8 protein-coding genes, 1 pseudogene and 1 riboswitch are annotated in these 9138 nt (G+C 51.1%); of the genes and pseudogenes, 2 read left to right on the top strand and 7 right to left on the bottom strand.

Annotation, left to right across the window (positions count from 1 at the left end):
- Window positions 1-100: 100 nt before the first annotated feature.
- Together murI and btuB are read right to left on the bottom strand one after the other, a co-directional pair.
- Window positions 101-958, bottom strand: a complete 858-nt coding sequence (murI, locus tag ABZJ92_RS19235) for a glutamate racemase (protein WP_000201819.1) — start codon at window positions 956-958, stop codon at window positions 101-103.
- Entirely contained in the window at window positions 903-2747 is a 1845-nt protein-coding gene (btuB, locus tag ABZJ92_RS19230; RefSeq protein ID WP_000591336.1) for a TonB-dependent vitamin B12 receptor BtuB, read from the bottom strand. Before btuB ends, murI begins: the two co-directional genes overlap by 56 nt.
- Window positions 2748-2812: 65 nt before the next feature.
- Window positions 2813-3002, bottom strand: a riboswitch (cobalamin riboswitch).
- 113 nt (window positions 3003-3115) lie between these two features.
- Here btuB and trmA point away from each other — a divergent pair.
- Window positions 3116-4216 carry a tRNA (uridine(54)-C5)-methyltransferase TrmA gene (trmA, locus tag ABZJ92_RS19225; RefSeq protein WP_000187010.1) on the top strand — a complete coding sequence of 367 codons (1101 nt, stop codon included), beginning with the start codon at window positions 3116-3118 and terminating at the stop codon, window positions 4214-4216.
- A 39-nt stretch (window positions 4217-4255) separates the two neighbouring features.
- Here the strand turns inward: trmA and ABZJ92_RS19220 are convergent, their stop codons facing one another.
- Together ABZJ92_RS19220 and fabR are read right to left on the bottom strand one after the other, a co-directional pair.
- Window positions 4256-4615 (bottom strand): YijD family membrane protein, encoded by a 360-nt coding sequence (locus tag ABZJ92_RS19220; RefSeq protein WP_000806414.1) that lies wholly within the window; start codon window positions 4613-4615, stop codon window positions 4256-4258.
- Window positions 4615-5265, bottom strand: coding sequence for an HTH-type transcriptional repressor FabR (gene fabR / locus ABZJ92_RS19215; protein WP_001309117.1), 651 nt, complete (start codon window positions 5263-5265; stop codon window positions 4615-4617). The genes ABZJ92_RS19220 and fabR overlap by 1 nt, the downstream gene beginning before the upstream one ends.
- A 320-nt stretch (window positions 5266-5585) precedes the next feature.
- Between fabR and sthA the strand changes: the two genes are divergently transcribed.
- Window positions 5586-6986: a Si-specific NAD(P)(+) transhydrogenase gene (sthA, locus tag ABZJ92_RS19210; protein ID WP_001120816.1), complete on the top strand. Its 1401-nt coding sequence runs from the start codon at window positions 5586-5588 to the stop codon at window positions 6984-6986.
- Here sthA and oxyR read toward each other — a convergent pair.
- The 3 genes and pseudogenes from oxyR to ABZJ92_RS19195 form a co-directional block, all read right to left on the bottom strand.
- Window positions 6969-7886: a DNA-binding transcriptional regulator OxyR gene (gene oxyR, locus ABZJ92_RS19205; protein WP_001025931.1), complete on the bottom strand. Its 918-nt coding sequence runs from the start codon at window positions 7884-7886 to the stop codon at window positions 6969-6971. The genes sthA and oxyR overlap by 18 nt on opposite strands.
- Window positions 7887-8137: 251 nt before the next feature.
- Window positions 8138-9064: pseudogene (locus ABZJ92_RS19200) on the bottom strand (MFS transporter); the annotation flags it as partial.
- Window positions 9065-9080: 16 nt separating this feature from the next.
- Complete coding sequence (locus ABZJ92_RS19195) at window positions 9081-9137, bottom strand: IS1 family transposase (protein ID WP_003032489.1); 57 nt, start codon at window positions 9135-9137, stop codon at window positions 9081-9083.
- Window position 9138 lies beyond the last annotated feature (1 nt).

Raw genomic sequence — 9138 nt, 5'->3', positions numbered from 1 at the left:
GCCGTTGTTCCGTGTCAGTGGTGGCGCATTATAGGGAGTTATTCCGGCCTGACAAGAGGAAATTTAAAATAATTTTCCGACCGCGCAACATTCAACCAAATCAGCCTAAAACTGCCAGTTTTTCGAGCGTTTCGAAGCCGTAACGCTGTAAAACGGGCAATAATTGTTCAGCTTCTGGCGTCATTGCCATACAAAAGGCAATATTCGCATCGGCAGATTTTGCATCCGGGGCTTCATGTTCTAACAACCAGGCCGTTCGGCGAGCAATCGCTGCGCCAGAATCCACCAGCCGGGTTCCCTCTGGCAGCACTTGTAACAGTTCTTCTTGTAGTAGAGGGAAATGGGTGCAACCCAATACAACGGTATCTGGCGGCTCTTTCATTCTTAACCACGGGCGTAGGATACGTTTTAGTGCATCCAGAGAAACATCTTCGCCATGCAGCTTCGCTTCAGCCAACTCAACCATCTCTGCCGAGCCCAGCATTTCTATCTGGCATTCATTAGCGAAACGCGCGATCAGCTCATGAGTATAAGAACGTTTAACTGTTCCGCGGGTTGCCAGTAATCCGACAATGCCATTTGCCGTCAGACGTGCAGCAGGTTTAATCGCCGGCACGACACCAACAACCGGGAAGTCGAACTTTTCGCGTAATGCAGGAAGTGAAACGGTACTGGCGGTGTTGCAAGCGACCACAGCCAGCGCAAGGGGATAACGTTCTTGCACCGCGGTGACAATTGCCACCACTCGCTCAACAATAAACGCTTCGCTTTTTTCGCCATACGGGAAAGCGACGTTATCGAAAGCATAAATGTAATGGAGATCCGGTAAGAGATGCCGGATCTCGTCATAGACCGACAACCCACCGACGCCGGAGTCAAACACCAGCACGGTGGGACGTGGTTCAGAAGGTGTAGCTGCCAGACAAGGTGTATTCCCGTCCTGCAGTTTGGTAGCCATAGACTGTCTCATAATCTTTGTCGAACAGGTTGGCTATTTTACCACGAACTGTCAGGTGAGAGGTGACCGGATACGCAACCGCAAGATCCCACAAGCTCACACCGCCCATTTTAACGGTTTGATAAGGATAAGATGAGTAATCCTTATCATAGCGAGTGCCTAAATACTGATAAGTAATACCCCAGTCGAAGTCATACAACTGCCAGTCGAGCTGGTATTTCACCTGCTGTTTAGCACGGCGTAACAACGGCGTGTCGGTAATCGCATTGCGCGCATCGACATAATCATAACTCACAGTATGCGTCAGTGGTCCGGTATCAAAATTGGCTGTCGCCTCGACACCCTTAATCCGCGCTTTCCCTTCGTTGTAATATTTCAGGGTGTGATCATCATAATCGATCAAGTCACTGACATCGTTACGATATCCGGAAATACGCCAGTTCACCCCAGCGGTTAAGCCTTCAAACGCGCCTTCCCACTGTTTGCTTTTCTCCGGGTCCAGATTCGGATTTCCGTAGAAGCCATACAGTTGCCCCAGATTTAGTGCCTTATAAGATGTCCCGTAGGAAGCAATGAAGCGATAACCTTCGATGAATTCCCAACCGGCGCTGGTTTGCCAGGTTCCATGACGACCAAACTGTGAGTTATCGTCGCTGCGTGCTGCGCCTTCAAAGGTAAAATCGCCGACTTGTTGCAGCCCGGTCAGATAGATGCCGGTATTACGTTGATCATATCCATCCTCAACATAACCTGTACCCGGCGTCGTAGTCTGTTTCTGCCAGTCGACACCCGCACCAATACTACCGTGACCAACGATGACATTGTTTGCCCACTGGACGGTGTATTGCTTCATCTCATCGAGCGTCGCCGACGAATCATAACGACCATAATGGGGATCGTAGTTGTAATCTTTGCTATGGCTATAGCTGGTAATGAGTTGTGATTTAATCAGTTCGCCGTTATAGCGCAGCCCGGCGTCCCAACTTTGGCTATAGAGTTTACGGGTATCGAGCAACGGTGAACCGGGAGAATAATACGCGTCATAATTGGTACGGTTATCATAGCCATAGCCGCGAACAAAGCCGCTCCAGGCATCAGTAAAGTTATGCTCCAGCGCCCCATAAAGCGTTTTACTTAAAAAACCATCGTTATCTGTCTGCGCTTGCGTTCCGGTATTACCATAGGCAACAACATCATAACCATGAGTATGGGCATAATCGCCCAACAGCGTTACCCGTGTTTTATCCCCCAGTTGTTGCTGCGTAGAGACATCATAGTTCTGATAACTATTGCTTCCCCACCCTGCTGAAATTTCCGTTCCGGGTTCATCGCGCGTCGTGATGATATTCACCACCCCGCCTATTGCATCGGAACCATAAACAGCGGAGCGCGGTCCACGGATATATTCAATACGCTGGACAAGCGCAATAGGGAACTGGCTAAGGTCGGCAGAACCACTCACCCCCGCCAGATTCAGGCGGACGCCATCAATTAACACCAGCACATGACTGGCATTTGTACCGCGAATAAAAATAGATGAGAGCTGACCTGAACCGCCGTTTTGGGTGATATCGACGCCCGGAAGACGGCGCAGCACATCATTGACCGAGGTCGACTGCCAGCGGTCGATATCCTGACGGGTCACAACGGTGGTTGGTGCAAGCACAGTGCTGCGCGGCTGTTCAAAACGGATAGCAGTAACGACGAGAGTATCCGGGCTGGTATCCTGTGCCCAAGCGGAAAATGCCGTGACGGAACACGCCGTCAGCAGCGAAGCTTTTTTAATCATTGTAAAGCATCCACAATAGAAGAAGGATGCCGCAGGTTTCATCAATATTACGCGATGATGAGAACCAGATGCGACGTTGGCCGGCAGGTCTTCGGGCTTGGAGGGGTATCTAAGATACTAAGAGATGATGACTTCCCACCGGATGGCAGTGTCCGCATAACGCAATCATCGCACCTTTCCTTACCGCTGCGCGTCAGCTCTAGATTCGCACTGGATTCCCTATTAACTCACAGGACCGGCAAGTGGATGCTACAGGTTGTAACAAGTTACTGTCCAGACGTAGCTCACAAATAGGAATTCATCAAGATCTGGACATCTGATGAGCAATCCCTACAATCGCCGCGTACTTTAATTTTTCAGGATACATCATGACCCCCGAACACCTTCCAACAGAACAGTATGAAGCGCAGTTAGCCGAAAAAGTGGTACGTTTGCAAAGTATGATGGCACCGTTTTCTGACCTGGTTCCGGAAGTGTTTCGCTCGCCGGTCAGTCATTACCGGATGCGCGCGGAGTTCCGCATCTGGCACGATGGCGATGACCTGTATCACATCATTTTCGATCAACAAACCAAAAGCCGCATCCGCGTGGATAGCTTCCCCGCCGCCAGTGAACTCATCAACCAGTTGATGACGGCGATGATTGCGGGTGTGCGTAATAATCCCGTTCTGCGCCACAAGTTGTTCCAGATTGATTACCTCACCACGCTGAGTAATCAGGCGGTGGTTTCCCTGCTGTACCATAAAAAGCTGGATGATGAGTGGCGTCAGGAAGCGGAAGCACTGCGCGATGCACTGCGCGCGCAGAATCTGAATGTGCATCTGATTGGTCGGGCAACGAAAACCAAAATCGCGCTGGATCAAGATTACATCGACGAGCGTCTGCCGGTCGCAGGGAAAGAGATGATCTATCGTCAGGTAGAAAACAGCTTTACCCAGCCGAACGCGGCGATGAATATTCAGATGCTGGAATGGGCGCTGGACGTAACCAAAGGCTCAAAAGGCGATTTACTGGAGCTGTACTGCGGCAACGGTAACTTTTCATTAGCGCTGGCGCGCAATTTTGATCGGGTATTAGCCACCGAAATCGCCAAACCGTCAGTCGCTGCCGCGCAATACAACATTGCCGCTAACCATATTGATAACGTACAAATTATTCGTATGGCGGCAGAAGAATTTACTCAGGCGATGAATGGTGTGCGCGAGTTTAACCGCCTGCAAGGGATCGACTTAAAGAGCTATCAGTTCGAAACCATTTTTGTCGACCCACCGCGCAGCGGTCTGGACAGTGAAACCGAGAAAATGGTGCAGGCGTATCCACGTATTCTGTATATCTCCTGCAATCCGGAAACGTTATGCAAAAATCTGGAAACATTAAGCCAGACGCACAAGGTCGAACGTCTGGCTCTGTTTGATCAGTTCCCCTACACGCACCATATGGAGTGCGGCGTATTACTGACCGCGAAGTAAAACCCATGCCGGATGCGCCAGCATCCGGCATGATACCGATTACTCAGCAACTTCCTGCTTACGGTTACGCATCTTCGCGCCAATCCAGAACACCATAATGACGGAGAGTACTGCCGGGAAGAAGTTAGAGCCGATATCCGGATATTCCGCACGAACTACCGTGCTGTACAGCAGTACGCCGAGAATAAAACAGGCAGCTGCCAGACCCGGCAAGCCTACCGACATGGTGCGATTAAGATAACGTTGATGCAGGCAGTAAACCGTCAGCACCAGGGAAATAATCGGGAATACAGAAAATGGCACAATGGAGCTAAACAGCGCTGCGAAAGTACCATTAATCGATAAACCAGCAACCAACGCCAGCAGCAGCGTACCTCTATCTTGATTTGCTTGTTTCATTACTCGTCCTTCACATTTCCCGGAATAATTGCGGTTTTCTCTTGTTCACGGCGATACCAGTAATAAGCCCCTTTCGAAATCATTCGCAGTTGCAGTACCAGTCGCTCTTCTAATTGCCGACGTTGTTCGACGCCGACGTCCAACGCCTCGGCACCCGCACTGAAGACAATTGTCACCATTGCTTCGGCTTGCGCTTCAGTAAACGCACGCGGCATATGGTTTTCGAGTTCCAGATAGTCCGCAAGTTCCGCAATGAAGTGCTGAATTTCACGCGCAACGGCGGCACGAAACGCAGCGGAGGTGCCGGAGCGTTCCCGCAATAATAACCGGAAGGCGTTAGGATTATTACCGATGAACTCCATAAATGTGGAGACCGAGGTACGGATCACACTCCCGCCTTTGGCGATACGCTGACGCGCCTGGCGCATGAGTTGGCGTAGCATTAAACCGCTCTCATCAACCATGGTCAGACCCAGTTCGTCTACGTCGCGGAAATGCCGATAAAAAGAGGTGGGAGCAATGCCCGCTTCACGCGCCACTTCACGCAAACTCAGGCTGGCGAAGCTGCGTTCAGCACTTAATTGGCTAAATGCGGCTTCCACCAGCGAACGGCGGGTTTTTTCTTTTTGTTGCGCTCTTACGCCCATCACGATGTCTGAATCCTTGCCAAAAGTACTGCTGGCACTATACCAGAGAATGAACATACTGGATTGCTCCAGTATTGTGAATGAACGGTAACGCAATAAAACATATTTACTGGCCGGTTCTTTTACGTACAGCGGAAACCTGCCGCTTAAACGGAGAGTATCGTCGATAAAAATCCAATAAAACGTCAGGGCAAAAGTAAGAAACAGACAAAGCAAAGGCCGCTCAGGATATAGCCAGATAAATGACGGGGATCAATTGGCTTACCCGCGATAGAATGTTACCATTCTGTTGCTTTTATGTATAAGAACAGGTAAGCCCTACCATGCCACATTCCTACGATTACGATGCCATAGTAATAGGTTCCGGCCCCGGCGGCGAAGGCGCTGCAATGGGCCTGGTTAAGCAAGGTGCGCGCGTCGCAGTTATCGAGCGTTATCAAAATGTTGGCGGCGGTTGCACCCACTGGGGCACCATCCCGTCGAAAGCTCTCCGTCACGCCGTCAGCCGCATTATAGAATTCAATCAAAACCCACTATACAGCGACCATTCCCGACTGCTCCGCTCTTCTTTTGCCGATATCCTTAACCATGCCGATAACGTGATTAATCAACAAACGCGCATGCGTCAGGGATTTTACGAACGTAATCACTGTGAAATATTGCAGGGGAACGCTCGCTTTGTTGACGAGCATACGTTGGCGCTGGATTGCCCGGACGGCAGCGTTGAAACACTAACCGCTGAAAAATTTGTTATTGCCTGCGGCTCTCGTCCATATCATCCAACAGATGTTGATTTCACCCATCCACGCATTTACGACAGCGACTCAATTCTTAGCATGCACCACGAACCGCGCCATGTACTTATCTATGGTGCTGGAGTGATCGGCTGTGAATATGCGTCGATCTTCCGCGGTATGGATGTAAAAGTGGATCTGATCAACACCCGCGATCGCCTGCTGGCATTTCTCGATCAAGAGATGTCAGATTCTCTCTCCTACCACTTCTGGAACAGTGGCGTAGTGATTCGTCACAACGAAGAGTACGAGAAGATCGAAAGCTGTGACGACGGTGTGATCATGCATCTGAAGTCGGGTAAAAAACTGAAAGCTGACTGCCTGCTCTATGCCAACGGTCGTACCGGTAATACCGATTCGCTGGCGTTACAGAACATTGGGCTGGAAACTGACAGTCGCGGACAGCTGAAGGTCAACAGCATGTATCAGACCGCACAGCCGCACGTTTACGCGGTGGGCGACGTGATTGGTTATCCGAGCCTGGCATCAGCGGCCTATGACCAGGGGCGCATTGCCGCGCAGGCGCTGGTAAAAGGCGAAGCCACCGCACATCTGATTGAAGATATCCCTACCGGCATTTACACCATCCCGGAAATCAGCTCTGTGGGCAAAACCGAACAGCAGCTGACCGCGATGAAAGTGCCGTATGAAGTGGGCCGCGCCCAGTTCAAACATCTGGCACGTGCACAAATCGTCGGCATGAACGTGGGCACGCTGAAAATTTTGTTCCATCGGGAAACAAAAGAGATTCTGGGTATTCACTGCTTTGGCGAGCGCGCTGCCGAAATTATTCATATCGGTCAGGCGATTATGGAACAGAAAGGTGGCGGCAACACTATTGAGTACTTCGTCAACACCACCTTTAACTACCCGACGATGGCGGAAGCCTATCGGGTAGCTGCGTTAAACGGTTTAAACCGCCTGTTTTAACACTTTATCGAAATGGCCATCCATTCTTGCGCGGATGGCCTCTGCCAGCTGCTCATAGCGGCTGCGCAGCGGTGAGCCAGGACGATAAACCAGGCCAATAGTGCGGCATGGTTCCGGCTTAATGCATGGCAGATAAACAACCCCATCGCGTTTGCGCTCCGGCGGCACAGCCAGCGCTGGCAATAAAGTGATCCCGCTACCTGCCGCCACCATGTTGCGCAGAGTTTCCAGGCTGGTCGCGCGGAAGTGTGTATCTTCATCCGCCCCGGCTTCAAAGCAGAAACCCATTGCCTGATCGCGCAAACAGTGACCATCTTCCAGCATCAGCAGTTTTTCCCCTGCCAGATCGGCCATCAGTACGCATTCGCGGTTCGCCCACGGGTGATCTTCATAGATAGCCAGCAACATTGGCTCATCAAACAACGGCACTTCAATGAATGCTTCGCTCTCTTTCACCAGCGCGAGGATCACGCAATCGAGTTTGCCGCTGTCCAGTTGCGCCAGTAACTGGTGGGTCTGTGCTTCATGCAGATACATTTCCAGCTTTGGAAATGTCTGGTGCAGCATCGGGATAATATGCGGTAGCAGGTATGGTCCAACCGTAGGAATCAAACCAATATGCAGCGGTCCGGACATCGTCTCACCCTGCTGGCTTGCCATCTCTTTAAGGACTTTCACCTCACGCAGCACGGTACGCGCCTGATCCACCAGCAGCATTCCCGCCTGGGTGAACAACACTTTACGGCTGGTCCGCTCCAGCAACATCACGCCCAGCTCATCTTCCAGCTTACGAATTTGGCCGCTAAGCGTCGGCTGGCTAACGTGGCAGGAATCTGCCGCACGCCGAAAATGGCGGTGTTCAGCCAATGCCACCAGGTACTCAAGATCACGAATATTCATTATCCATCCTCCATCGCCACGATAGTTCATGGCGATAGGTAGAATAGCAATGAACGATTATCCCTATCAAGCATTCTGACTGATAATTGCTCACAGAAACGGAGCGGCACCTCTTTTAACCCTTGAAGTCACTGCCCGTTTCGAGAGTTTCTCAACTCGAATAACTAAAGCCAACGTGAACTTTTGCGGATCTCCAGGATCCGCTTTTTTTTATTCTACAGGCCCACAGCAAGAGAGCCTGATAGTAACGATTACTCAATGCGATCTTTGACAATAAAGAAGTAACACAGCGCCCCGGTGAACGTCACACAGGCCGCGATAACCAGCGCCAGATTAAACGAGTGTGTGGTATCCACTACCCAACCGGTTACGATCGGAGCAAAGGAAGCAAAAACAAAACTGCCAAAGTTTTGAATCCCGGCGATGGAAGCCACTTTTGTTTCTGACACCATCACCTGCACCAGTCCCCATGCAGACGTTCCCGCGAAATGCACGCAGAACAGCGCCATTGAGATAAACGCTACCGCCTGAGCTGGCGAGGAAGATTGCACGACCAGCAACGTGCCTAATGCCGACATCATCAAACCGCAGACAATAGCCGTTTTACGCGTCTTCGCCAGGTCGTAGCCTTTTTTCGCCAGCCGATCGACCACAATACCGTTAACCCACATCCCGACCGCCGCCGCGAGGAAAGGAATCGCCGCTACCCAACCGGTTTTCGCCAGACTGAAACCTTGTTCGGCTTGCAAATAACCGGGTAACCACGCAATGTAAAGCCAACCGGTATAATTGACGCCAGAGAAACCTAAAATCATCCCCCAGGTTGTCCGATGCTTAAACAGCGCCAGCCACTCGCTAAATTGCAGCTGTGGACGCGGTTTAACCGACGCGGAGAGATACGTCCGTTCTTCGTCAGTCAGGACAAACTGCGCCCGGTTGCGATACCACGCGTACCAACAGATCCCAACCAGAATCCCTGCCACGCCGATGATAACGAACATCGTCCGCCAGCCCCATGCCAGCTGCATCAATACAAGAGCAGGAGGCGCGATAGCCTGACCGATAACGGTAGATGAGTTAAAAATCCCCAGCGCCGTGCCGCGTTCTTTTTGTGCATACCAGTCGGTGATCGACTTTACTCCCGCAGGCATAAATGGCGCTTCGCCAATACCCAGACCGGGTAATGACTCCAACTTACTGATAGTGTTTTATGTTCAGATAATGCCCGATGACCTTGTCATGCAGCTCCACC

Origin of the sequence: Shigella sp. FJ200513, from assembly GCF_040495915.1 — a bacterium.
In the GTDB taxonomy this organism is placed as follows: Bacteria; Pseudomonadota; Gammaproteobacteria; order Enterobacterales; family Enterobacteriaceae; genus ECMA0423.
This window is presented reverse-complemented; position numbering and strand designations above follow the sequence as displayed.